The 25,259-nt window shown below is 48.2% G+C and carries 20 protein-coding genes and 1 pseudogene; 4 read left to right on the top strand and 17 right to left on the bottom strand.

From position 1 onward, the window contains the following. Positions 1–60 precede the first annotated feature (60 nt). The 7 genes and pseudogenes from rho to spo0F all read right to left on the bottom strand — a co-directional run bounded on the left by rho (position 61) and on the right by spo0F (position 6,516). The gene (rho, locus tag ACNFN4_RS06790; RefSeq protein ID WP_003151107.1) at positions 61–1,347 is read right to left on the bottom strand and encodes a transcription termination factor Rho; all 1,287 of its coding nucleotides are present in this window, start codon (positions 1,345–1,347) and stop codon (positions 61–63) included. Next, positions 1,344–1,552, bottom strand: a pseudogene (locus ACNFN4_RS06785) (hypothetical protein). Before ACNFN4_RS06785 ends, rho begins: the two are co-directional and overlap by 4 nt. 201 nt (positions 1,553–1,753) lie before the next feature. After that, positions 1,754–2,719 carry a class II fructose-bisphosphatase gene (gene glpX, locus ACNFN4_RS06780; RefSeq protein ID WP_003151105.1) on the bottom strand — a complete coding sequence of 322 codons (966 nt, stop codon included), beginning with the start codon at positions 2,717–2,719 and terminating at the stop codon, positions 1,754–1,756. A 33-nt stretch (positions 2,720–2,752) separates the two neighbouring features. Continuing rightward, the gene (locus ACNFN4_RS06775) at positions 2,753–4,042 is read right to left on the bottom strand and encodes a UDP-N-acetylglucosamine 1-carboxyvinyltransferase (protein ID WP_017418728.1); all 1,290 of its coding nucleotides are present in this window, start codon (positions 4,040–4,042) and stop codon (positions 2,753–2,755) included. A 309-nt stretch (positions 4,043–4,351) separates the two neighbouring features. Next, positions 4,352–4,990, bottom strand: a complete 639-nt coding sequence (gene fsa, locus ACNFN4_RS06770; RefSeq protein WP_003151103.1) for a fructose-6-phosphate aldolase — start codon at positions 4,988–4,990, stop codon at positions 4,352–4,354. Between the two features lie 118 nt (positions 4,991–5,108). After that, entirely contained in the window at positions 5,109–5,966 is an 858-nt protein-coding gene (locus tag ACNFN4_RS06765; RefSeq protein WP_003151102.1) for a class II fructose-bisphosphate aldolase, read from the bottom strand. Positions 5,967–6,141: 175 nt separating this feature from the next. Continuing rightward, the gene (gene spo0F / locus ACNFN4_RS06760) at positions 6,142–6,516 is read right to left on the bottom strand and encodes a sporulation initiation phosphotransferase Spo0F (protein WP_012118670.1); all 375 of its coding nucleotides are present in this window, start codon (positions 6,514–6,516) and stop codon (positions 6,142–6,144) included. Between the two features lie 164 nt (positions 6,517–6,680). Between spo0F and ACNFN4_RS06755 the strand changes: the two genes are divergently transcribed. Next, on the top strand, positions 6,681–7,202 hold the full coding sequence (locus ACNFN4_RS06755; protein WP_007407614.1) for a DUF2529 domain-containing protein: 522 nt from the start codon (positions 6,681–6,683) through the stop codon (positions 7,200–7,202). A gap of 47 nt (positions 7,203–7,249) precedes the next feature. Here the strand turns inward: ACNFN4_RS06755 and pyrG are convergent, their stop codons facing one another. The 3 genes from pyrG to ACNFN4_RS06740 all read right to left on the bottom strand — a co-directional run bounded on the left by pyrG (position 7,250) and on the right by ACNFN4_RS06740 (position 11,961). Next, positions 7,250–8,857, bottom strand: a complete 1,608-nt coding sequence (pyrG, locus tag ACNFN4_RS06750) for a glutamine hydrolyzing CTP synthase (protein ID WP_007407615.1) — start codon at positions 8,855–8,857, stop codon at positions 7,250–7,252. 240 nt (positions 8,858–9,097) lie between these two features. Next, complete coding sequence (gene rpoE / locus ACNFN4_RS06745) at positions 9,098–9,625, bottom strand: DNA-directed RNA polymerase subunit delta (protein ID WP_014419114.1); 528 nt, start codon at positions 9,623–9,625, stop codon at positions 9,098–9,100. Positions 9,626–9,852: 227 nt separating this feature from the next. Continuing rightward, positions 9,853–11,961: a heterodisulfide reductase-related iron-sulfur binding cluster gene (locus ACNFN4_RS06740; RefSeq protein WP_003151094.1), complete on the bottom strand. Its 2,109-nt coding sequence runs from the start codon at positions 11,959–11,961 to the stop codon at positions 9,853–9,855. Positions 11,962–12,099: 138 nt separating this feature from the next. Here ACNFN4_RS06740 and cls (ACNFN4_RS06735) point away from each other — a divergent pair, with 138 nt between their 5' ends. The 3 genes from cls (ACNFN4_RS06735) to ACNFN4_RS06725 all read left to right on the top strand — a co-directional run bounded on the left by cls (ACNFN4_RS06735) (position 12,100) and on the right by ACNFN4_RS06725 (position 14,615). After that, positions 12,100–13,299, top strand: coding sequence for a cardiolipin synthase (cls, locus tag ACNFN4_RS06735; RefSeq protein ID WP_029972870.1), 1,200 nt, complete (start codon positions 12,100–12,102; stop codon positions 13,297–13,299). 12 nt (positions 13,300–13,311) lie between these two features. After that, the gene (gene uvsE / locus ACNFN4_RS06730; protein WP_029972871.1) at positions 13,312–14,274 is read left to right on the top strand and encodes a UV DNA damage repair endonuclease UvsE; all 963 of its coding nucleotides are present in this window, start codon (positions 13,312–13,314) and stop codon (positions 14,272–14,274) included. 68 nt (positions 14,275–14,342) lie between these two features. Next, entirely contained in the window at positions 14,343–14,615 is a 273-nt protein-coding gene (locus tag ACNFN4_RS06725) for a hypothetical protein (protein ID WP_003151087.1), read from the top strand. A 66-nt stretch (positions 14,616–14,681) separates the two neighbouring features. Here ACNFN4_RS06725 and ACNFN4_RS06720 read toward each other — a convergent pair whose 3' ends face one another. The 7 genes from ACNFN4_RS06720 to ACNFN4_RS06690 all read right to left on the bottom strand — a co-directional run bounded on the left by ACNFN4_RS06720 (position 14,682) and on the right by ACNFN4_RS06690 (position 25,247). Beyond that, complete coding sequence (locus ACNFN4_RS06720; RefSeq protein WP_448200073.1) at positions 14,682–16,409, bottom strand: ABC transporter ATP-binding protein; 1,728 nt, start codon at positions 16,407–16,409, stop codon at positions 14,682–14,684. Positions 16,410–16,489: 80 nt separating this feature from the next. After that, on the bottom strand, positions 16,490–17,992 hold the full coding sequence (cls, locus tag ACNFN4_RS06715; protein WP_021494799.1) for a cardiolipin synthase: 1,503 nt from the start codon (positions 17,990–17,992) through the stop codon (positions 16,490–16,492). 95 nt (positions 17,993–18,087) lie between these two features. After that, positions 18,088–18,717: a YitT family protein gene (locus tag ACNFN4_RS06710; RefSeq protein WP_448200072.1), complete on the bottom strand. Its 630-nt coding sequence runs from the start codon at positions 18,715–18,717 to the stop codon at positions 18,088–18,090. Between the two features lie 139 nt (positions 18,718–18,856). Next, positions 18,857–19,528, bottom strand: a complete 672-nt coding sequence (gene narI / locus ACNFN4_RS06705; RefSeq protein WP_448200071.1) for a respiratory nitrate reductase subunit gamma — start codon at positions 19,526–19,528, stop codon at positions 18,857–18,859. Then, complete coding sequence (gene narJ, locus ACNFN4_RS06700; RefSeq protein WP_448200070.1) at positions 19,525–20,082, bottom strand: nitrate reductase molybdenum cofactor assembly chaperone; 558 nt, start codon at positions 20,080–20,082, stop codon at positions 19,525–19,527. The genes narI and narJ overlap by 4 nt, the downstream gene beginning before the upstream one ends. 25 nt (positions 20,083–20,107) lie before the next feature. Continuing rightward, positions 20,108–21,571, bottom strand: a complete 1,464-nt coding sequence (narH, locus tag ACNFN4_RS06695; protein WP_022553927.1) for a nitrate reductase subunit beta — start codon at positions 21,569–21,571, stop codon at positions 20,108–20,110. Beyond that, positions 21,561–25,247, bottom strand: coding sequence for a nitrate reductase subunit alpha (locus ACNFN4_RS06690; RefSeq protein WP_448200069.1), 3,687 nt, complete (start codon positions 25,245–25,247; stop codon positions 21,561–21,563). Before ACNFN4_RS06690 ends, narH begins: the two co-directional genes overlap by 11 nt. Between the last annotated feature and the right edge of the window lie 12 nt (positions 25,248–25,259).

The following is a 25,259-nucleotide window of genomic DNA, read 5'->3' as shown; positions in this document are numbered from 1 at the left end:
CCGGAACGCATATGAGAGAATTATATCAGTCATTTACTGCATTTGCAAATACATTTTTTATCAGCGGCGGGCTGATGATGAAAGGTTTGCCTGCTTCCATTCTTGGTTGATCAGATCGAAGAATTCTTGATTCGTTTTTGTTTTTTTCATTTTTCTCATAAACTTCTCTGCGAAGTCCGGAGAATCAGACATCGATTTGCGGATCGCCCATAGACGGTCAAGATGCTCTTTCGGCACGAGCAGCTCTTCCTTCCGTGTGCCGGAGCGGCGGATATCGATCGCCGGGAAAATCCGTCTTTCCGCAAGAGAACGGTCAAGGTGAAGCTCCATGTTGCCCGTTCCTTTAAACTCTTCATAGATGACGTCATCCATCCGGGAGCCCGTGTCTACGAGCGCAGTCGCCAAAATGGTCAGGCTGCCGCCCTCTTCAATGTTTCGCGCGGCACCGAAAAAGCGCTTCGGACGATGGAACGCAGCCGGGTCAATCCCGCCGGAAAGCGTACGTCCGCTTGGCGGGATAACGAGGTTGTAGGCCCGTGCCAGGCGGGTAATGCTGTCCATCAGAATGATAACGTCTTTTTTGTGTTCAACGAGACGCATCGCCCGTTCAAGCACAAGCTCCGCTACCTTAATGTGATTTTCCGGCACTTCATCGAACGTCGAGCTGACGACATCGCCCGCTACGGAACGTTCAATATCCGTTACTTCTTCCGGTCTTTCATCAATTAAGAGAACGATCAATTCAGCGTCAGGCTGATTTGTCGTAATGCTGTTAGCGATTTCTTTCAACAGCATGGTTTTACCGGCTTTCGGCGGCGCCACGATCAGACCGCGCTGGCCGAAACCGACGGGAGCCATCATATCGAGAATTCTTGTTGAGAGATAATTCGGTTTCGTCTCAAGCACCATTTGGCGGTCCGGATAAAGCGGAGTCAGCGCGGGAAAATGAACGCGCTCTTTCGCAGATTCCGGATCATCTCCATTTACCGCTTCAACGTGCAAAAGTCCGTAATAGCGTTCGTTTTCTTTCGGCGGACGCACCTTGCCGGATACTTTGTCACCGTTTCTTAAATCAAAGCGGCGGATCTGGGAAGCAGAAATGTAGATGTCTTCTGAGCTTGGCGAGTAATTAATCGGTCTGAGGAAGCCGAATCCTTCCGATTGGATGATTTCGAGCACGCCTTCCATAAACAGAAGATCCTCCTGCTCGGCGTTGGCTTTCAGAATGGCAAAGATTAATTCTTTTTTAGTCAGTTTGCTGTAGTAGGAGATTTTATAATGTCTGGCCAGTTCATATAGTTCTTTTAATTTCATATTTTCCAAAGAGGAAATAGATACGTCTTTCATAAAAACACCACGCTTTTCATAGTCAATGTATTGCTGTTTTCATTCAAATCGGCTGCTTCGCATGATTCCGCCAAAGCACATTCTTTTATAAAACGTTCAGGAACTTCTATCGGTAACACTTCCACCCATGATCGGCGCTTTTTTAAAAAAGGAATGTCTTAATGAGTTTTGAAGGAAGCGAGGACAAAAACTTGAGAAGATCAATATTTATATCGTCTGTATGCGGTAGAATTTGAAAATTTCCCAGTACTCAAAAGAAGGAATGACACAGAAAAATCGCAGCACTCTTTATTTTTACCTCATTTCAAAAAATTATTCAACTTAAATAATGCTTTGACATATAAATGATAGGGTTGACTCTTTATTGCAAAAGAAAAGCGGGACTTTCCGTCCCGCTTTTCTCTATTTATGGCCGGATCACAAGATTTGGTTTTTTCTTCAGGCTGTGTCTTCCGTCAACGAATCGGACCGTTCCTGATTTCGCCCGGATGACCAGACTTTCAGTCGTACCGACGGAGCCTTTGAACTGAACGCCTTTCAGCAGCTCTCCGTCCGTGACGCCCGTTGCGGCAAAAATGGCGTCATCCCCTCTCACAAGGTCCTCCATCCGGAGCACTTTGGATACATCAAGGCCCATTCGCTCACAGCGGGCCTGCTCTTCCGCACTTTGCGGCAGAAGCCTGCCTATGATTTCGCCGCCGAGCGCTTTTAACGCAACGGCAGACAGCACGCCTTCAGGAGCCCCGCCTGAACCGAAGAGAATGTCTACTCCCGTATGGTCAAAGGCCGTATTGATGGCGCCCGCGACATCACCGTCGTTGATCAGTTTGATTCTGGCGCCCGCCTCACGCAATTCAGAGATGATTTTTTCATGTCTGTCACGATTTAAAATGGTTGCCACGACATCTTCAATGTCTTTGTTTTTCGCTTTCGCAACGGCTTTTAAGTTATCAATGACAGGCGCTTCGATATCGATGCAGCCTACCGCTTCGGGACCGACCGCGATTTTTTCCATATACATATCCGGGGCGTTCAGCAGTGTTCCATGGTCGGCGACCGCGATCACCGTCAGCGCATTCCAGCCGCCGCTCGCTACGATGTTTGTGCCTTCAAGAGGATCGACGGCGACATCGACGCGCGGGCCGTATCCGTTTCCGAGCTTTTCGCCGATGTAAAGCATCGGCGCTTCATCCATCTCGCCTTCCCCGATCACGACCGTGCCTTTCATCGGCACCGTGTCAAACACGTCACGCATTGCGCTTGTCGCCGCATCATCAGCTTCATCTTTTTTCCCGCGGCCCATCCATCTGGCAGATGCTAAAGCCGCCGCTTCAGTGACTCGAACCAATTCCATCGATAAGCTTCTTTCCATTTCAACACGATCTCCTCTCAAAAGTCCGCATTTCTATGAATTTTGGAGCTGTTCTATCTCTTCGTCCGTCAGCCTTTGCCGCCAGATTGTGGCGCCCAGGCCTTCGAGTTTTTTCTCAAGATTGCTGTAGCCGCGGTCTAAATGCTCGAGACCGGTAATTTCGGTTACGCCGTCAGCCATGAGCCCGGCGACGACCAGACAAGCGCCTGCACGCAGATCGCTCGCCTTTACTTTTGCGCCCTGAAGCTCGGCCGGACCGGTGATAATGGCCGACCTGCCTTCCACTTTCATGTTGGCCCCCATCCGTCTCAGCTCATCTATATGTTTAAATCGGGCCGAGTAGATGGTGTCGGTTACGACGCTCGTGCCGCTGGCTCTCGTCAACAGAGATGTCATCGGCTGCTGAAGATCAGTCGGAAATCCCGGGTAAACAAGCGTTTTTACGTCGACCGGTTTTATCTGCTTCTGCCCGCCGAGCATAAGAAGCTGATCGTCACTCGTCTCAATGCGAAAACCCATTTCCCTGAGCTTCGCCGTTAAAGACTCCAAGTGAGTCGGTATGACATTATCAATAATGACTTCTTTCCCCATCGCGGCGCCGGCGATCATAAAGGTGCCCGCCTCAATTCTGTCCGGAATGATCGTATGCCTGCATCCGTGCAGCTCTTTTACGCCGTCGATTCTGATTACATTGGTTCCCGCGCCTTTGATCTTTGCGCCCATGCTGGTGAGCAATGTGGCCACATCAATAATCTCAGGTTCCTTGGCGGCGTTTTCTATCACGGTTTTACCTTCAGCCAGTACAGCGGCAAGCATGATATTGATCGTCGCTCCGACGCTGACGACATCTAAATAAATCCGTGCGCCTCTCAGCCTTTCGGCGCGCAGATAAATCGCGCCTTGTTCATTGGTGACTTCCGCCCCAAGCGCTTCAAACCCTTTGATGTGCTGGTCAATCGGCCGCGGCCCGAGATGGCATCCGCCCGGCAGTCCGATGACCGCCTGTTTGAAGCGGCCCAGCATCGCGCCCATTAAGTAATAGGAAGCGCGGAGTTTTTTCACTTTGCCGTTGGGAAGCGGCATGCTGATCATCGGGGAAGGGTCGACGACCATTTCTCCTTTTTCAAAATGGACGTTTCCGCCGATTTCTTTCAGCAGGTCACGCAGCGTTTCAATATCTGAGATCTCCGGAAGCCCTTCGATCGTTACTTCGGAATTTGCCAGAATGGTTGCGGGTATCAATGCAACGGCGCTGTTTTTCGCACCGCTGATATGTACGGTTCCGTTTAACGGATCGCCGCCGGCAATATTCAACTTTTCCATGATAGTCTCCTTCCATAAGAAGATAGCTGCGGAGCGTAAATAAAATGGCATTTTATTCTGTCTCTGCAAATAAAGCTCTTGTCCAAAATGTAGCCAATTCGAAGAGAAAGAATACAAGGACATTATAAAATAACAGGAAGAAAATAGCGAAGCTTTGCGGGGCATTTTTAACACAGGATGCACAGAGGCCCGCCGGGTTCACATTCCGGGGGAAACACACTCTTCACTTTGATACTGAAGGCCCGCTGCCAAACAGGAAAACATAAGGGTGCGGCAAACGGATGCAACCGGTTTGCCGCCCTTTCACCCTTATTTATTCCAGTCTGCCAAGAATTGCTCGATGCCTTTATCCGTTAACGGATGTTTCGTCAGCTGGTGAATGACTTTCAGCGGCATCGTACCGATATGCGCACCGCGTAAAGCGGCTTCAGTCACGTGCTGTGCATGACGGATGGAAGCTGCGATGATTTGTGTATCAATGTCATGAATGTCAAAAATCTGTCTGATTTCTGAAATCAGTTCAAGACCGTTATGGCCGATGTCATCCAGACGGCCTAAGAACGGAGATACATAAGTCGCCCCGGCTCTTGCCGCCAAAAGCGCTTGGTTGGCGCTGAAAATGAGCGTTACGTTTGTTTTAATGTTCAGGTCGCTCAGCGCTTTTACGGCTTTTAACCCTTCAGACGTCATCGGGATTTTCACCGTGATATTCGGTGCGATTTTCGCAAGTTCTTTACCTTCTTCAATCATTTCTTCAGCATTCAGGGAAATGACTTCCGCGCTTACTGATCCGCTCACGACTTCCGTAATCTCACGAAGTCTGTCATGGAAAGACACGTCAGCTTCTTTCGCCACTAAACTAGGGTTTGTCGTAACTCCGGCAAGAACGCCAAGTTCATAAGCTTCTTTAATCTCGTCAATGTTTGCTGTATCAATGAAAAATAACATAAGGAAAGCCTCCCCAGTAATAAATTTTCAGAACTGTAAAACATGATTGCGCTTTCTAAAGGTAAGACATAAAACCGCCTGTCAATGCTGTCAGGCGGTTTATGGATGTTACATTGGATTAAGCTTGGTTTGAAGAACCGAACTCACGCATTTTGCCGATAACCGTTTCTTTGATCGCTTCACGAGCAGGTCCAAGATATTTACGAGGATCGTATTCGTTCGGCTTAGCTGCCAATGTTTCGCGGACAGCTTTTGCAGAAGAAATTTGGTTTTCAGTGTTTACGTTGATTTTAGCCGTACCAAGTGAGATTGATTTTTTAATGTCGGCAGTCGGAATTCCTGTACCGCCGTGAAGTACTAACGGAAGGCCGGTTGATTTGCCGATATCTTCCATTTCTTTGAAACCGAGGTTCGGTTCGCCTTTGTAAGGGCCGTGAACAGAACCCAGTGCAGGTGCAAGGCAGTCGATGCCAGTGCGCTCTACAAGTTCTTGACACTCTTTAGGGTCAGCATAGATTACGCCTTCAGCGATCACGTCATCTTCCTGTCCGCCTACAGTTCCAAGCTCAGCTTCAACTGAAACGCCGTGGAAATGAGCAAGCTCAACCACTTTAGCTGTAGTTGCTACGTTTTCCTCAAACGGGTGGTGAGATGCGTCGATCATTACAGAAGTGAAACCTGCATGAATCGCTTTCGCACAAGATTCAAAGCTTGAACCGTGGTCTAAATGAATGGCGACAGGAACTGTCACTTTGTATTCTTCCATAAGAGCTTTAACCATGGCAACCACTGTTTTGAAGCCGCCCATGTAGCGTCCCGCGCCTTCTGAAACACCAAGAATAACCGGGGATTTTTCCTCTTCTGCTGCTTGTAAAATAGCTTGAGTGAACTCAAGGTTATTTAAGTTAAATTGTCCAACAGCATATCCTTTTTCTTTAGCTGTATTCAACATTTCCGTCATTGAAACTAAAGGCATGTCGAAAGTCCTCCTTATGTAGCCTGATTTGCTTCTTCTCGAAAAAAGCTTTCCACCTATAGCATGACCATAAAAACCTGTCATATGTAAAACAACAGATCGCTTTTTCTCCATCTCTAGGATACCAACTTTTCGACAAATCGGCAACACAATGACATAATTGTTTCTAATTTTATTAATTCGATTTTAGAGGTAAATATTTTTTCACCGCGTCTCTGATCTCATCAATGTCAAAAGGTTTCGCAAAATGGGTCAGCGCTCCGAGCTCTTTTGATTCCTTAATCATATCGAGTTCTCCGTAAGCGGTCATGATAATGACGCGGATGGATTCGTCAATCATCTTCATGCGCTTGAGAATTTCGATTCCGTCCATGCCAGGGATTTTCATATCTAAAAGCACGAGATCGGGCCGTTCTTTCGTTACGATGTCCAGCGCCTGTATGCCGTTGGCGGCCTGAAACGTCTGGTACCCTTCTTTATGAAACACTTCATTGAGCAATATGCGTATACCGTATTGGTCATCTACGATTAAAATCTTTTCATTCATCATTTTACACCCCAATATTATCATTTTCGTCAAAAGGAAGCAGTTGTTTATGTATTCTGTTTGATTTTCACATTTCCTTTAATTATAATAGTCTACTTTCCGACATTTTCTGAGCATTTTCTCTTTTGTTGTATACTGTTCTTGTATGTGTAAAGGAGGTTTCACTCATGTTAAAGATATTTACGACACAGCTTGCAGGCATTTTTTCCCGCATTCAGGATAAGGAATCCGAAGCAATAGAAGACGGCGCGCGCCTGCTGGCGCAGGCAGCCGTCAGCGGTCATACCATTTATTTATACGGCGCAAATGAGATGCAGGGCATTTTGTGCGAGGCGGAACTCGGCTCAGAACCGATGCCTTCCGTCAAAGCGTTTCCGGATACAGCTGATTCGATTACAGAAAGCGACAGGGTGCTGATGTTTTGTTCAGGTCCGGGCACGGCTGAAGAACAGGCGCTGGCTCAAAAGCTTTATGAAAAAGGGATCGGCCTCGTTGGCGTATCTCCTGTCATCAAAGATCAAACCGGGATTGAGGAATTTTGTGATGTTCATATTGACAGCAAATTAAAAATGCCGCTTCTGCCTGATGAAGACGGGACAAGATACGGCTTTCCTTCATTAATGACAGGCCTGTATGTCTACCACGCACTGTCCTTTACGTTAAAGGAAATGATGCAGGAATATGCCTGATGCAGAAAAAAGACTTGCCGCTTTTAAAGGAGGCAAGTCTTTTTTTATTACTTCTGTTCTGCAGCTTGTACGGAAGCGCCGATAAAGTCTTTGAATAAAGGCTGAGGTCTTGTCGGTCTTGATTTGAACTCAGGGTGGAACTGGCAAGCGACATACCAAGGATGGTCTTTCAGCTCGATGATTTCCACAAGACGGCCGTCAGGGCTTGTGCCTGAGAACACAAAACCGTTCTCTTCCATTTGCTGTCTGTATTCGTTGTTGAATTCATAACGGTGGCGGTGGCGTTCGTATACCACTTCATCCGCATACGCTTCGAAGGCTTTCGTGTCTTCCTGAAGCTTACAAGGGTACAGTCCGAGACGAAGCGTTCCTCCAAGATCCTCGACATCTTTTTGTTCTGGCAGAAGGTCGATGATCGGATAAGGAGTGGACGGATCGATCTCCGCAGAGTGAGCCCCTTCCAGACCTAATACGTTTCGCGCATATTCAATGGATGCAATCTGCATACCGAGGCAGATGCCGAAGAACGGAATTTTATTCTCACGCGCATACTTGGCGGCGATGATTTTCCCTTCTACGCCGCGGTCTCCGAAACCGCCGGGCACGATGATTCCGTCTGTGCCGCTAGTCAGCTCTTGAATATTGCTTTCTGTCACTTCTTCGGCGTTAATCCATTTGATCTTCACATCAGCGTCAAACGCATAGCCGGCGTGGCGCAGTGATTCAACGACTGAAATGTAAGCGTCCTGAAGCTCGACGTATTTACCGACGAGGCTGATTGTAATGGTTTTAGACAAGTTTTTCACTTTCGTGACAAGGTCTTTCCATTCCGTCATATCCGGGTCTTTGCATTCTAATTTCATATGATCGCAGACAAGCTTATCGAGTCCCTGCTCCTGAAGGTTAAGCGGGATGGAGTAAAGGTTGTCCGCATCTTCGCACTCGATGACCGCTTTCGTGTCAATATCGCAGAAGAGCGCGATTTTATCTTTCATATCTTGAGAAATCGGCATTTCCGTGCGCACGACGATGATATTAGGCTGAATACCGAGGCTTCTCAGCTCTTTTACGCTGTGCTGCGTCGGTTTTGTTTTCAGCTCGCCCGCCGCTTTGATGTACGGAACAAGCGTACAGTGAATGTACATCACGTTTTCATGGCCGATGTCGCTTTTCATTTGACGGATGGCTTCAAGGAACGGAAGGGATTCGATGTCTCCCACTGTTCCGCCGATCTCAGTAATGACTACATCTGCGTTTGTTTCTTTGCCTGCACGGTACACGCGGTCTTTCAGTTCATTTGTGATGTGCGGAATGACCTGAACCGTTCCGCCGAGGTAGTCCCCGCGGCGCTCTTTTTTCAATACGGCAGAATAGATTTTACCGGTCGTCACATTGCTGAATCTGTTCAGATTAATGTCAATGAAACGCTCATAATGCCCTAAGTCAAGGTCAGTCTCAGCGCCGTCATCAGTAACGAATACCTCACCGTGCTGGTACGGGCTCATCGTTCCCGGGTCAACGTTGATATAAGGGTCGAATTTTTGGATAGTGACGCTCATGCCTCTGTTTTTCAAAAGGCGGCCAAGTGACGCAGCCACAATTCCTTTTCCGAGTGATGATACAACTCCCCCGGTTACAAAAATATATTTCGTCATTTCGTTTGCTCCTCTCTTCGGTCTGCGCTACATTCCTTAAAATGTGCCGTTTTATAGAAAATCATTTCACTAAAAACAAATGATGTGTAAAAGAATTTGGGAGATGAAAATAAGAAAGCTCCCTTTCAATTTCTTGAAAGGGAGCGTAGCACTCTTATGAATTCTCTTCTTTTTGAAGAGCCCAAAATACATACTACATAGTTCGACAATGAAAGTCAAGATCGTTTTGCTGATATAAAATCAGTCTTTGCGATCCTCTTCCTCATCATCATAATCTTCCTCATCTTCTTCAATCATCTCGTCTTCGATCTCAAGCTCGTCGTCATCTTCTTCATCGACATCTTCGTCGTCAAAGCTGTCTGCGTCAAGGTCAATATCTTCTTCCATTTCATCGAGATCGATGTCATCTTCATCAACTTCCTCGAATTCATCAAGGTCGAGATCTTCCTCAACGACTTTTTTCGCTTTTTTCTTTTTCGCTTTTACAGTCGGCTGTGTTTCTTCGTCCAGCTGATCGTACGGATACCAGCTGCGAAGCCCCCACGTCTGGTCTGACAGAGCAATAAAGCGGCCGTCAATGTTCAGGTCTGTATAAAATTGGGCGATACGGTCGCCCAGTTCCTCTTTCGTAACACCGAGCAAGGAGATCATTTCATTCAGCAGCTCCTGGAACGGAACCGGTTTTTTATGTTCTGAGAAAATTTCGTGAGCGATTTCAACTAAAGCCATCTGCTTCAGCTGTTCCTGAGAATATTGTTTGATACTCAAGGTCGGACACTCCCTTTCTATTACTTATATGTATCTGTTTCTATCCTATAATAAGAACGAATTTGTATTGTTTTGTTCATAAACCATACCTCTCATTATAAACAAATTAAAACAGAATATGCTACCCTTAACAGCGTAATTTAAGAAATTTTAGAGCCGTCCCTTCATAAATCGGCTGATGTGCGAAAACAAAGCCGCCGGCATATGCGCCGGCGGCCCGCTTCTTTCTATAAAGACTCTTGTTTTTCGGCGCCGAATACAGACATGGCGAGCAATTCACTGACATCATAAGTGCCGATCGCGTCTTCGGCTTCTTTCGCTTTCGTACCGTCACCGAGCATGGTCAGACAGTAAGGACATCCGGAGCTGATGACCGTCGGACTGACAGAAAGCGCCTGCTCAGTCCGGGCCGTGTTGATTCTCGCTCCCGTTTCTTCTTCCATCCACATGAGCCCTCCCCCGGCGCCGCAGCACATCCCGTTTTCGCGGCTGCGCTCCATTTCCTTCAATTGAACGCCCGGAATGGCTTTTAAGATCGCTCTCGGCGGCTCATACACTTCATTGTATCTTCCTAAGTAGCACGAGTCATGGAAGGTAATCGTTTCATTCACCGGGTGAAGCGGTTTTAGTTTCCCCTGTGACACAAGCTCGGCTAATAATTCAGTATGATGATAGACTTCGGCCCGGAATCCGAAATCAGGATATTCATTTTTGAACATATTATAGGCGTGCGGATCAATCGTGACGATTTTTTTGATTCCGTGTTTTTCAAATTCGCCGATGTTGTGTTCCGCCAGCTCTTGGAACAGAAACTCGTTGCCCAAACGGCGCGGCGTATCGCCTGAGTTTTTTTCCTTATTGCCGAGAATCGCAAAGGATACGCCCGCTTCATTAAGCAGCTTTGCAAATGAGACGGCAATCTTTTGGCTCCTGTTGTCGTAGGAACCCATTGAGCCGACCCAAAACAAATAGTCGAACTCTTTGTCTTGTTTTTTCATTTCTTTCACTGTCGGAATCTCTGTATCGGCCTGCTCCCGCCAGTTCTCCCGCTCTTTCCGGTTTAAGCCCCACGGGTTTCCCTGTCTTTCAATGCTTGTCATGGCCCGCTGCGCGTCGCTGTCCATCTTCCCTTCCGTAAGCACAAGATAGCGGCGCAGATCGATAATTTTATCAACGTGTTCATTCATGACCGGACATTGATCTTCACAGTTGCGGCAAGTGGTGCACGCCCAAATCTCCTCTTCCGTGATGACCTCGCCGATTAAGCTCGGGTTGTAATCAATGGCTGCCGCCGCTTCACGTGATCCTCCCCCTGAGGAAGCCGCGGCGAGCTGATTCGCTTTCGTGTGCTGAAAAACGGGCGCGGGCACCCACGGAGATTTTGACGTCACGGCAGCGCCTTTTTCCGTCAAATGGTCTCTGAGCTTTAAAATGAGGTCCATCGGCGAGAGCATCTTGCCCGTACCGGAGGCCGGACACATATTTGTACAGCGGCCGCATTCGACGCAGGCGTAAAGATCGACAAGCTGAGAGCGGCGGAAGTCTTCAATCTTTCCGACGCCGTAGCTTTCTTTCGTCTCATCGGTGAAATCGATTTTTTCCAGCTTTCCTTTTGAATCCAGCCTGCTGAGGAACACATTCGCCGGACCCGCAATTAAGTGCGCATGCTTTGATTGCGGCACGTACACTAAAAAGCTGAGCAAAAACAACAGATGAAGCCACCATGAAACATAAAACACGGCGGCGGCCGCCGGCGCTGAAAGACCGCCGAGCACAAACGCAATGGAGGAAGCGATCGGTTCCGTCCAAGACAGAGAATGATCGTGCCATAAAAGGTTCATGGCGTTCCCGAGAAGCACCGTCACCATCAGTCCGCCGATAAACAGCAGGACAAGCCCCGCTTTAAACCCGCGTTTCAGTCTGACGAGCTTTTCAATGTAGCGCCGGTAAAACGCCCAGACTACGGCGATTAAAATCAGAAACGTGACGATTTCCTGAAAAAAGGTAAACGCCGGATAAAGCGGACCGAACGGCAGATGGCGGTCAGGAAGCAGCCCTTTCAGAATAAAATCAATTGCGCCGAACTGAACGAGTATAAAACCGTAAAAAAACAGAACGTGGATGATTCCGCTCTTTTTATCTTTCAGCAATTTTTTCTGTCCGAACACATTCACCCATATCTTCTGAAGACGTTCTTTCAGGCGTTTATCAAATTCTTCCCTTTGGCCGAGCTTAATATAAGCGATCCTCGTTCTGATCAGGTAAACGAATAAATAAACGGCGTAAGCGGTTACAGCTGAAAACAGCAGCGCGTTTACCATGAGAAATGCGTTCATCTTGTCTCCCCCTTTGTTCTGATTCCCCTCTTCATTGTCATATCTTTACTTTATCATAAATAATGAATGAGTGTTCAGTCAATAATTAAATTCACATTCTCAGGGCACACTACGAATACTTCGGAAAGGAGCGTCGGTATGAAGGTCATTTTTGTGTTGCTTGTCATTTTTATCATATTGATCGCACTTATGCTGCTTGATATGCTGCTTGGCCGGGCGGCGTACAAAAAACAGGCGTATGAGCCCGTTTTTGACCCGAAAAAGAGTGATATCACACTCATTCACTGCGGCAGCGAGCTTGTGCGGCAGATGACGGCTGATATCCGCCAAGCCGTCTCTTCTATTCATATGATGTTTTTTATTATGAAGAACGACCAAGTCAGCCATGAGATGTTTCATTTATTGAAAGAAAAGGCCCAGGCCGGCGTCTCCGTATATCTGCTGCTGGATTGGGCGGGCAGCCGCCCAGTGAAAAAGCCTTCTATTCAAACGATGAAAAAAGCCGGCGTTCACGTTCATTTTCTAAATAAACCGGCATTTCCGTTTCTATTTTTCAGGCTGCAAAAACGGAATCACCGGAAAGTGACCGTCATTGACGGCAAAATCGGCTATGTCGGCGGTTTTAATATCGCTGAAGAGTACCTCGGCAAAAAAGCGAAGTTCGGAAACTGGGAGGATTATCACCTGCGGATGACCGGCGAAGGCACGGCGGATCTTCAGACTCTTTTTGTAAGCGATCTGAAACGAAACACCGGAAAAGCACCCGGATCATCCGGGGTTTATCCGGCATTATCCGAAGGGAATATCTCTCATAGGACATATGCATCTGACGGGTTTTCGCTTGAATCGCATTATGAAAACTGCATCCGTAAGGCGGAGAAAAAAATCATTATCGGCACGCCTTATTATGTACCGAGCAAAAAGCTTCAGGAAGCGCTTATTTCAGCCTGCCGAAAAGGCGTCAAAGTCATCTTGATCGTGCCGATGAAGTCAGACCACCCGCTCGTTCGGGAAACAGCTTTTACTTATTATCCCGAGCTTCTGAAGGCCGGCTGCCTCATCTATCGGTATTATCAAGGTTTTTATCACGTCAAAGCTTTCATTATAGATGACCGCATCAGCATTATCGGCACGCCGAATTTTGATAAACGGAGCCTGTTCTGGAATGAAGAGGTGAATGTCATCATTCATGACGAAGCCTTTACAAAGGAAGTGCTTTCAACCATAAAGCAGGACATCGAAAAATCCGAGCTTCTCACATTAGAAAAAGTGAAACAGCGCTCCGTCAGACAGCTTCCTGCAGAATGGCTGGGAAAGGCCATATCTTACTTTTTATAAAGGAGAAACCATATGCTGTTCAGATTCGGATTCGTCGCAAACGCCATGTGCCTTTGGGACGCGTCCCCCGCCAAAACCTTAACATATGCGCGCTATACCAAGCTTTCCCGCAGTGAGCGGAAAGACGCCCTGCTTTCTGTGACGAAAGCAAATCTCACCAATACGCTGCGCACCATCCACTATGTGATCGGCCACGGCATTCCGCTGTACAGATTCTCAAGCTCGATTGTGCCGCTCGCCACGCACCCGGATGTGCTGTGGGATTTTGTTACGCCGTTTCGCCAGGAGTTTCGTGAGATCGGCGGGCTGGTCAGAAAATATGATCTCAGAACGAGCTTTCATCCGAACCAATTCACGCTTTTTACAAGCCCGAAACAGGAGATTACCGCAAATGCGGTCAAGGATATGGCCTATCACTATGACATGCTGGACGCAATGGGCATCGCGGACCGTTCCGTCATCAACATCCATGTCGGAGGCGCTTACGGTGACAAACAAAGCGCGCTTGGCCGTTTCCGCGTGAATCTGAAAGAACTTCCCGATGTCATCAAACAGCGGATGACTTTAGAAAACGATGATAAAACGTATACGTCCGAGGAAACACTCAGTGTATGTGAGCAAGAAGGCATTCCGTTTGTGTTTGATTATCACCATTTTTACGCCAATCCGACCGATGACGCTGATTTAGATGACATTCTTCCGCGGATGATCAAAACATGGCAGCGGATCGGCTTAAAGCCGAAGGTCCATCTCTCCTCGCCAAAATCGGAATCAGCCGTACGCAGTCATGCGGACTATGTGGATGCGAATTTTATTCTGCCGGTGCTGGAGCGGTTCAGACAATGGGATACGGACATCGATTTTATGATTGAGGCGAAAGAGAAAGACCGGGCGCTGCTCCGGCTCGTCGAAGAATTAAGCGCCATCCGCGGAGTCAAACGCCTGGCGGGCGGAGTGCTGAAGTGGAAGGCATAACCAGGTTTATCACCCGTTTATATGGGGAATTTCCGAAATAACAGACCATCAGACGGAGGAGAAAATACATGAAAAACATTACATCTTTGAAAATAGCCGCTAAGAAGTTCACTTTACGAAACATGCTTCAGCTTTATCAGCTTTGCCACACGGGAGGCCACGAGCTGTATATCTACTCTAAAAAAACGATGTGCAAAATCAAAGATATCATTGAGCTGGAAACGTTCAGAATGGCCCATAAAGAACAAGAATATTTAATTGTAGTGGAAGGAAAGAAAGCGGTGCAGCTTGTTGACCGTTTCAAACATATCATCGAACCTGCGCAAAAAGAAGCCCATTAAATACGGACTACATAAAAAAAGGATAGACAGGAGGCTGCTCGGCCCCTTTTGTCTATCCTTTTTCTTTTATTGATGTATCAGCTCGCCGAATTGCGCCTGATGAAGTCTCTGGTACATGCCGCCGGATTCCAGCAGTTCCTTATGATGACCTTGTTCAGCGATGCCTTCTTTCGTGACGACGACGATCCGGTCCGCATCCTTAATCGTAGCCAGCCGATGGGCGATCACAAGCGTTGTGCGTCCTTCAGACAGCTCTTGCAGCGATTTTTGAATGGCGGCTTCCGTTTCTGTATCGAGGGCTGATGTAGCCTCGTCTAAAATTAAGATCGACGGGTTTTTCAAAAACATTCTGGCGATGGAAAGCCGCTGCTTCTGCCCGCCTGACAGCTTCACGCCGCGCTCGCCGATCACCGTGTTTAAACCGTCGGGATACCCGTTTACCAAATCCTCTAAATGCGCCTGGCGGACGGCCTGCCAGATTTCTTCCTCAGACGCGTCCAGCCGCCCGTAAGCAATGTTTTCCCGCAATGTGCCGGAAAACAGAAAGACATCCTGCTGGACGACGCCGATTTGTCCGCGCAGAGATGACAGCGTCATGTCCTTAATATCGATTCCGTCGATGGAAATCACGCCTTCAGACGGCTCATAAAAGCGCGGCAGCAGACTTGTCAGCGTTGATTTCCCCGCTCCCGAAGGCCCGACGAATGCGACTGTCTCCCCGGCATGAATGGACAAATTGATTCCCGACAGAACCGGACTGTTTTCTTCGTAACCGAACGACACACGATCATAACGGATATTCCCTTTTAAACCGGACACATGTCTCGCGTTCGGGGCGTCCTTGATATCAGGCTCCGTTTCCAGTATCTCCATAAAGCTTTTAAAACCGGCAATGCCTCTCGGATACATCTCAATAATCGCATTGATTTTATCAATCGGACGGAACAGAACGTTCGTCAGCAGCACAAAAGCGACAAATTCCCCGTAAGATAGCGATCCGCGGATCACGAACCATGTCCCGCACAACAGGACGAACAGCGTGACGAATCTTGTCAGCATGTAACTGATCGAGCCGTTTTTCGCCATGATTTTATAAGACGTCAGCTTTGTTTTGCGGAAACGCTGATTGTTCACATCAAACCGCTGCGTTTCAAACGCTTCATTGCTGAAAGCCTGAACAAGACGGATGCCGCCGATATTGTTTTCAACCCTCGCGCTGAAGTCTCCGACGTCTTTGTTCAGTTTTGTAAACGCCGAAGTCATTTTTTTATTAAAATACAAAGCAAGCCATATGACGACCGGCATAATGATAAAAGTCAACAGCGCGAGCTGCCAGTTAATGAACAGCATCACACCGAACGCGCCCAAAATCGTCATGATCGCGATAAACAGGTCTTCAGGCCCGTGGTGGGCGGTTTCTCCGATATACATCAAATCATTGGTGAGCTTGGACATTAAACTGCCCGTTTTGTTGTTATCGTAAAATTTGAACGAAAGCTTTTGCAGATGGTCAAAAAGCTTTTTCCGCATATCGGTTTCAATGTTAATGCCGAGCATATGGCCCCAATACGTCCCAACATACTGAAGCGCCGAGCTGAGGGCGTACACCCCGAATAAAGCAGCGGAAGTCAAAATAATCAGACTCCAATCCCGCGCCGGGAGCAATGTATCGATAAAGTAATTGACGATCAGAGGAAAACTCAGCTCCATCAATCCGCCGGCGATGGCAGAAAAGAAGTCGAGAAAAAACAGCTTCTTGTACGGTTTATAATAAGAAAAAAATTGTCGCAGCACGATTCCGTCCTCCTTGTGCCTCGTTCTTAATGATAATATTTCTCAATTATACTATACACAAGGAGTTTTAAAAGCGTTTTTTATAAAACGCCGGAAAATAACCGTGCGAAGGATTCCTTCGTTCTTTCCCATAATGTGCGCTTATAGAACCGGACGGGGCTGATTTTTTCAGACTCCTTCATATCCTCCAGATAATGCGCTTCAAGATCTTTGATCGCTTCTTGATCTGTAAAAAAGACATTGACTTCAAAGTTCAGCTGAAAGCTTCTCATGTCCATGTTCGCCGTCCCGACAGAGGCGAGGTTTCCGTCAGTGATGAGCACCTTTTGATGCATAAAGCCTTTTTGATAGGAATAGACTTCGATTCCTTCGCGAAGAAGCTCGGGGAAATACGATCTCGTCGCGTACTGGGTTAAAAATCCGTCATTGGTTTCCGGCACCATGACACGCACCCGGACGCCCCTGGCAGCAGCCTCCTTTAGCGCTGTGCGGATCGGCTCATTCGGCACGAAATAAGGCGTCGCGATCCATACAGACGATTCGGCCGCCGCTATCATGGCATAATACAGATCGCTCATCCGCTCCTTCATATCGGGGCCTGTCGGAACGACTTGATAGACGCCGCCGCTTTCTGCCGCAACCGGGCGGGTATATGCTTTCTGATCAATCAGCACCTCATCTGAAACGTATTCCCAATCAAGCATAAAAATGCTGTGGAGCGTCTGAACGATTTCTCCTTCGACTTTCATATGGGTGTCCCGCCAAAAGCCGACATCTTGGTCTTTGCCGATATACTCCTTGCCGACATTCAGCCCGCCGACAAAACCGACTTTCCCGTCAACGATGACGATCTTGCGGTGATTTCTGAAATTGAATTTTTGGTTGAAAAAACCGTATTTCAGCGGCAGAAACGGGACGATGTTCACGCCCGCGCGTTTCAGTTTTTTAATATCTTTTCCGGCCAGCTTCAGGCTGCCGGCCGCGTCGAACAAAAACCGCACTTCCACGCCTTGACGCGCTTTTTCCATCATAATGTCCATCATCTTGTGCCCGAGCATGTCTGATTTGAACATGTAATACTCAATATGTATAAATGACGCGGCCTCCCGGAGCGCCTCAAACAGCTCCGGAAATGTTTCATCCCCGTTTTTAAGCACCTTCAGCCTGCTTTTTGTATTGATATTCATATGGGACGCCTTGATTGAATATTGAAAGAAACGCTTCTGATTTCCTTTCAGCCCGGACAGATCGGGAGTTTGTTCCATATCAAATATCGTTCTCAGCTTTTCCCGGTTGTATGTCCGTTTCGACCTGAACAGCTTGCCTTTTTCATAAAGCTGGCCGGAAAAAAGGTAAAATAAGTACCCGGCGATCGGAAAAAACACAAGAATATGAATCCATAACAGCGTGTGCTGCGAGGTGCGGTTTTCAAGAATTAACGAATAAATGCTGAACAAAATAATGCTTGCATAGCAAAGCACCCCTCCGTAAAACTCAAGCCTGGAAACCGGAAAAAACCATATGACATATGCTCCGATAAGCATCATATATAAAAAGCAAAATTCCAGTCTCCTTTTCAGCATCCCGACTCTCTCCCATCTGATCCGATATCTCTGTATACCCTCTGTTTTCCGGCTTGTAAACATATGAAAAAGCCTCTCCGCACGAGCGGAAAGGCTTATGATGATACTTCTTGTGATTGGCCGGGTGTGATGTTCTGAAGCAATGCCCGATTGAGCGAGCAGCTGCCTTTGATTTTATTTTTGAAGATGCCGATGATCAGACCGGTGACCGCTATCGACACTAAGGAGAAGAGCCCTTTCAGCAACCCGACGGAAAAAATGCCGGCCAGCACGACGCCAAAATCGAAGAGGAAATTAACGGCACCCGGATTCCATCCGCAGCGCTTTTGCAGAAATAAAGCGAGGATATTGGCGCCGCCGAGCGATGCCTGATGATAAAACATGAGCGACAGGCCGAACCCGATCAGCGCCCCGCCGCAAATCGCCCCGGCAAGCGGTGAAACAGAAACCGGCGGCAGCCAGTGATCCGCACCCGTAAACAGAGTCAGCACTGTGACTGCAAAAACGGTGGATAGAGTGAATTTGACTCCCATTCTGATGAGAGAAAATATATAAAACGGGATATTGATCAGAAAGAAGATCATCGCAAACGAGGAATGAAACAAGTATGACAGGCTTAGTGACAGTCCCGCTGTGCCGCCGGTTAATACATGAGAATGTCTGAGTGTCAGGACGCCGGCGCTTGTCATCAGACAGGCGGCTAAAATGAGGAAAATCCGCTTCATTCTTCACTCTCCTTTTGTTGATGTTATTTCCAAATAAAACATAACAGGAATCCCCGCCGCCCAGCCATTACCTTGGCAGAAAATATCTTATGTTTTTATTTTTTCACCATAAAAAATCCCCCTCTTGCAGGGGGGATTTTTACGTGCGTTTCCGATAGACAACATAGCTGCGGGTTAAATACTTGAGGGGCAGGCTGAACACGTGAACCAATCTTGTAAACGGCCAGAGGATAAAAACGACGTACCCTATGATGATATGACACTTAAACCATAGCGGGACACTCTCCATCAAAGAAGCGTCAGGCCGGAACAAAACAATTTCCCTGAACCACGGCCCGACTGTTGCCCTGTAATCAAATCCTTTCGAGTCAATGTTGAGGAATGTGGCCGCAACGCCCGACAGCATCATGAACAGCAGCAGAATAAGCGTCAGGATATCCGATGGCGAGCTGGTTTTGCGGATTCTTTTGTCAAACAGCCTTCTGTACATCAGGATGACAAGTCCGGTACATGCCGCGATCCCCGCCGGCAGGCCTGCGCCGATCGCCATTTTGTGATACATATGCTCGGAAATGCCAAGGGAAGCATACACGCCTTCCGGGATCAGAATCCCCATGACATGCCCGCCGACAACGCACAGCAGTCCCCAGTGAAAAAGTGTGCTGCCCGCGGCGAGTTTTTTCTTTTCTAACAGCTCGCTTGATTTCGCCGTCCAGCCGAATTGGTCATGCTGATAGCGGTAAATATGCCCGCCGATAAAGATCGTCAATACAATGTATGGCATAACGCCCCACAGGATCTGCCCGCTCATCTCTGAACAGCCCCTTCTTCAATGCTTTCACGCACACCGATGTTTTCCAGCGCAGCCTGCAGCACGTGCAGCAGCTCAGCATAGATGCTGTCATTTTTTTCGAGGCGGGAAGCCAGCTCTCTCACATTGGACAGGTATTTCTCAAACACGCTTCTCGCCGCTTCAATCTCCGCAACCGCGGCGAATTCCAGCATCAGCGGCAGGTAATCAGGCAGTTCTTTATCTGTCGGCAGGAAACCGGATTGCTGGTAGGTGTTTTTTAAATGCAGCAATTCGATGCCGCGTTCCCTTTGTTCGCCTGAGTTAAAGTAGGTGACGTACATATTCGTTTTTTTCCCAAAATCGAACGTATACACATAGTGTTCAATCAGCGCTTCCGGAGAAAAGCCGGCTGCCGCCTCTAAAAAGTGCAGCAATTTCTCCCGGATTTGCTGATTGGTGATGTCATGGATAAGAACCTTCCAATCGGGAATCTCGGCTCTCCACTCTTCATCCGGATAAGAGAGAAGAGAGGAAAGAGCGGAGAACGTCATTTGCCGGTCTGTGGTGTTCATGTTATTACACCTCATTTATGAAAAATTAGAAACAAGAGCCCGGGCCGCCTGAAAATGATAAGCCGCAGCTCCCTTGTTCAGCATATAAATCTGACACTTCTTCTCGATGGCTGCTCGGGATCACAAAGCGGTCATCATATTTGGCGATCGCCAGCAGCCGATACATGTCTTCAATTTGCTGTTCTGTTAAACCGACACTGGAGATCAATGCCGGGTCGATGGATTTATTCGTCTGCACCGCCCTCATATACTGGCGCATGACAGACATTTTCTTTAACGTTGACCGAATATGATCCGTATCACCGGCCGTTAATAACTGCGCCAAATAGTCAATCGGAATTCTCATTTGGTCGATAGCCGGAAAAATCGCTTCCGCCGTTTGCCGGCTGCCTTTTCCTTCAAAGAGATTCATAATCGGGCTGAGCGGCGGAATGTACCACACCATCGGCAGCGTGCGGTACTCAGGATGAAGCGGCAGCGCAATCTTCCAGTCAATGATCATTTTATAGATCGGCGATTGCTGCGCAGCCTCTATCCATTCAGCCGGAATGCCTTGTTCTTTTGCCAGTTTGGCAACCTCAGGATCATTCGGATCAAGAAAAACGTCCAATTGGGAATGGTAGAGATCCTTTTCATTTTCAACAGATGCCGCTTCCTCCACTTTGTCCGCGTCATACAGCATGACGCCGAGATAGCGGATTCTGCCGACACACGTTTCAGAGCAAATAGTCGGCAGTCCCGCCTCCAAACGCGGAAAGCAGAGTGTGCATTTTTCCGCTTTGTTCGTTTGCCAGTTAAAATAGACTTTTTTATAAGGACAGGATGAGACGCAATATCTCCATGACCGGCATGCGTTTTGATCCACAAGCACAATGCCGTCCTCCTCGCGTTTGTACATGGCGCCGGACGGGCAGGAGGACACGCACGCCGGATTGATGCAGTGCTCGCAAATACGCGGCAAATACATCATAAAAACCTCATCGAATTCTGTTTTGATCGATTCCTCCATCTTTTGCACGTTTGGATCTTCAAGCCCCGTAATATGGCCGCCCGCGAGATCATCTTCCCAGTTCGGGCCCCATTCGATATTCATAAAATCCCCCGTTAAGGACGATTTCGGGCGCGCCACCGGCTGGTGTTTTTTCTGCGGGCTGTTTGTTAATGTTTCATAATCATAGTTCCAAGGTTCATAGTAGTCATCAATCGTCGGCTGGTTCGGGTTATAGAAAAGGCCTGCAAGCCGGTTTGTTTTCGGGCCTGATTTCAGTTCAAGCTTTCCTTTTTTCAACGTCCAGCCGCCTTTATATTTGTCCTGGTCCTCCCATTGCTTCGGGTAGCCGATGCCAGGCTTTGTTTCTACATTATTGAAGTACATATATTCCGCACCGGAACGGTTTGTCCATGTGTTTTTACAGGTGACGCTGCACGTGTGGCAGCCGATGCATTTATCCAAGTTCATGACCATACCGATTTGCGCTTTAATCTTCAAGCCAATCGACCTCCTTCAGCTTGCGGATGACGACATTCAGGTCGCGCTGATTCCCCGTTGGGCCGTAATAGTTAAAGCCGTAGCTGAGCTGGGCGTAGCCCCCGATCATCTGTGTCGGCTTGACGTGAATCCTTGTCGGGCTGTTATGGGTGCCTCCGCGGTTATTCGTCAGCTTTGTGCCGGGCACGTTGATGTGGCGGTCCTGGGCATGGTGCATAAACGCCATTCCTTTAGGAATCCGATGAGACAAAACCGCTCTCGCGACGACAACGCCGTTTCGGTTGAAGCATTCAATCCAATCGTTGTCTTTGATATCCGTGTCCTCTGCGTCATCTTTATTCATCCACACGGTCGGCCCGCCGCGGAACAGCGTCAGCATCGGCAGAGAATCAAAATACATGCTGTGGACGGACCATTTATTATGCGGCGTCAAATAATTAAGGACGATTTCTTTGCCCTCTTGATCAGGCCGTTTGCTTAGGAACGGACGATGCTGAAGGATCGGTTTAAATGTCGCCATCGTTTCACCGAATTCCATCATCAGTTCATGATCGACATAATAGGATTGTCTGCCGGTCAGCGTCCGCCACGGAATTAATTTTTCCACATTCGTCGTAAACGGCGAATACCTGCGCCCTCCTTTTTCTGAACCGGTAAAGGCCGGAGAGGTGATGACCGTTTTCGGCTGGGCTGTAATTTGCTCGAACGTAAAGCATTCTTCCTCGCGCTCTTCCGCCAGGTCTTTCAGCTTCAGGTTTGTGATGTGTTCAAGCGATTCCCATGCTTTCACGGCGACTTTTCCATTTGAGGTGGACGACAGGGTTAAAATCGCTTCCGCCGCCTGCTTCGCTTCACTTATATTCGGGCATCCCTTTGCCACGCTGTCTGAGGTGATTTCTCCCAGTCTCTTTTTGAGTGATTCATATTCATCGGCTATTGACCAGCTCATCCCTTTTGTTCCGCTCGGCTTTAAAGCAGCGTTAGGACCGAGTGCGGTCATTTTATGAAAAATGTGTTTGTAATCCCGTTCAACGACTTGGATGTTCGGCATCGTTTTTCCCGGAATGGCTTCACATTCGCCCTTGCTCCAGTCATTGATTTTGCCGAATGGCTGGGCCAATTCCTGCATGGTGTCGTGGAGGAGCGGCGTCGCAACCACTTCTTTCACCGGCTCCATATCGACTTCTTCTGCCAGATCGGAAACGGCTTTTGACAGCGCCTTGAAAATATCCCAGTCTGACTTCGATTCCCACGGAGCCGAGATCGCCGGAGCAAATGGATGAATGAACGGATGCATATCCGTGCTGCTGAGATCGTGTTTTTCATACCATGTCGCCGCCGGCAGCACGATATCGGAATACAGCGCCGTACCCGCCATTCGAAAATCAAGATTGATTAATAAGTCGAGCTTTCCTTCCGGCGCCTGCTCCCGCCATTTGATTTCTTCTGGGCGGATGCTGTCGCTGTCGTCATTCATTAAACCGTTCGTCGTCCCCAGCAAATGCTTAAGAAAATATTCATGCCCTTTTCCTGAGCTTGAGATCAGATTTGCCCGCCATACAAAGAGATTCCTAGGGAAATTCACTTCATTGTCAGGATCTTCAATCGCGAATTTCAGTTTTTTCTCTTGGAGCTGTGAGGCCACGTACGCACCTACGTCTTCAGGTGTTGCTGCCCCTGCTTTTTCAGCTTCTTTATACAGATCGATGCCATTTTGATTGAAAGTCGGGTAAGACGGAAGCCACCCTAGCCGCGCCGCCAGCACATTGTAATCAGCGTGGTGCTTGTAGCGGGATGACGCAGCAATCGGTGATGCCAAATCACTGATCGGCTGGTCCTCGTAACGCCACTGATCTGTCGCAAAGTAGAAAAATGAAGTGCCGTTTTGCAGCTTGGGCACGCCCTCCCAGTCCTTTGCAGTTGCAATCGTCTGCCAGCCTTCAGCAGGTCGGAGCTTTTCCTGCCCCACGTAATGGGCCCAGCCTCCGCCGTTTACGCCTTGGGCGCCTACGAGTAAAACAAGATTTAACACCGCACGGTAAATCGTGTCGGAGTTGAACCAGTGGTTAATGCCGGCCCCTACGATAATCATGGATCTGCCGTCTGTATCGATCGCATTTTGGGCAAACTCCCTGGCAATCTGTATAACGGCTTCTCTTTTAATTCCCGTGATCTGTTCCTGCCAGGCAGGTGTGAACGGACGGGGATCATCATAAGATGCGGCTGATTGTCCGCCGATGCCCCGGTTCACGCCGTAGTTGGCCAATATCAAGTCAAACACGGTCGTGACGTACGTCTCTTCACCATTCAGATCCAATTTTTTAATAGGAAGATCCCGCTCAAGCACTTTGTTTCCGTCATTTGAAAAATACGGAATGCGCACTGAGCCGATTTCGTCCTCTATTCCGAGCACGGAGAGACGCGGCTCAATCTGTTCCCCGGTGTCTTCGTCGATCATGTGCAGATTCCATTTCTGCTGCCCGTCCCAGCGGGAGCCCATTGTCCCTTGCGGTATGGCAAACGCACCTGTCTGTTCATTCCAGACCGCCGGCTTCCACTGATCATTTTTTGTCTGCCGCCCGATGTCTTTCGCATGCAGAAACCGCCCGGCTGTATACACGCCGTTCTCTTTTGACAGAGTGACGAAGAATGGAAAATCGGTGTATTGCTTCGCATACTCAATAAAACGTTCAGTTTCTTGGTTCACGTAGAATTCCTGAAGAATGACGTGACCCATGGCCATCGCAAGCGCCCCGTCAGTCCCTTGGCGGATACTCAGCCAGTCATCTGCGAACTTTGAGGATTCCGCAAAATCCGGGCTGATTGAAATGACCTTAGCGCCTTTATAGCGGGCCTCCGCCAAAAAATGCGCGTCAGGCGTTCTCGTTAACGGAACGTTGGAGCCCCATGTGATAATATAGCCGGAATTGTACCAATCACTGCTTTCCGGAACGTCCGTCTGGTCACCCCAAATTTGCGGGGACGCCGGCGGAAGATCCGCATACCAGTCATAAAAACTGAGCATAGGGCCGCCGATTAACGACATAAACCGGGAGCCTGACGCATGGCTGATCATGGACATCGCCGGGATCGGAGAAAAACCGACATTCCGGTCAGGCCCGTATTTCATCACCGTATACAGCAGAGAGGCTGAAATCAGCTTCAGCACCTCCGGCCATTCCGCGCGGACAAAACCGCCTTTCCCTCTTGCCTGTTTATAGGACTTCGCTTTTTCAGGGTTTTCAATGATCGATTTCCAGGCATCCAGCGGATTTTGATGCGCCTGCAATGCTTCCCGCCACAAATTGATCAGCACACCGCGCACATATGGATATTTCACACGGAGCGGGCTGTAGATGTACCAAGAAAAACTGGCCCCCCGCGGACAGCCTCTCGGTTCGAAATCAGGCATATCAGGGCCTGTTGATGGATAATTCAAGTTTTGTCCTTCCCACGTGACAATTCCGTTTTTCACATAAATATTCCAGCTGCAAGAACCCGTACAGTTGACGCCGTGGGTGGAGCGAACGACTTTGTCGTACTGCCATCTGTTTCTATATACATTCTCCCAATCACGATCTTCGCTTGTCGTTTGGCTATGGTTATTTGAATGATGTTCGATAGGAGAAAAATAGTTTAATCTCCTGAGCAACGGACTCATTTTCTTTTTCTTCATGATCGTTCACTC

This window comes from Bacillus sp. N1(2025), from assembly GCF_053470005.1.
The sequence above is the reverse complement of the archived record's forward strand: the minus strand, read 5'-3'. Positions and strand labels throughout refer to the sequence as shown.